Annotated in this window: 1 protein-coding gene; it reads right to left on the bottom strand. The window is 68.2% G+C overall.

Annotated features, from left to right (window positions below):
• Positions 1–326 precede the first annotated feature (326 nt).
• Positions 327–661 (bottom strand): transposase (locus tag G3446_RS27130; RefSeq protein ID WP_209262677.1); only part of this gene is annotated, 335 nt, incomplete at its 5' end.

The following is a 661-nucleotide window of genomic DNA, read 5'->3' as shown; positions in this document are numbered from 1 at the left end:
GCGCCCGATGGATAAATGTCTGTTGGACTAATCCGATCCTGGCACGACGCCGCCGACCGCGCGGATGCGGGCATGCCTTATAGAGAGGGGATTGTATCGGCGGGCCATGGATGACGCGGGAGCACCGGCGCCAGCCGGTCGGTGGTGAGGAGCGTCGCGGAGGCAGAAACCGGGCATCAGAAGGGCTCCCATCGTGCTGCGAAGACGTGTACCGAGGAGATCTTAGCCCAATTCCCAGGTGTTGAGGCAAGCGCGCGCGCAGGCCCCGGTGGGGCCTGATGCTGATCCCCGGATGCGGGCGCCGGCTCGGCGCTTAGGGGCGCGCGCTATCCACCATCGCGACGTTGCGGTGCCAGGGAGACGCGCACCCGCAGCCGTCCAGCGCGGCAGCTCGGACAGGGATAGCCGTCGAAGGGCCTGCCGGTCTCCGCTTGGGCGTCAGCGTCTGGGCTTGGCGTCGCAACCGGCGCGGCAATCGCGGCGCGGATCTCCGGCAGGCGCCGCGCGCGGCAGCGATTGGCGAGGAAGCCGAAGTGCCTCACCCGCATGAAACCCTTGGGCAGGACATGCAGCAGGAAGCGCCGCAGCAGCTCTTGCCCCGAGAGGGTCATGACCTTGCGGCGATCGCCGTCGCGGTAGTCCTTGTAGCTCAGCTCAACGG

It is taken from the genome of Thiorhodococcus minor, assembly GCF_010820565.1.
Classification (GTDB): domain Bacteria; phylum Pseudomonadota; class Gammaproteobacteria; order Chromatiales; family Chromatiaceae; genus Thiorhodococcus; species Thiorhodococcus minor.
This window is presented reverse-complemented; position numbering and strand designations above follow the sequence as displayed.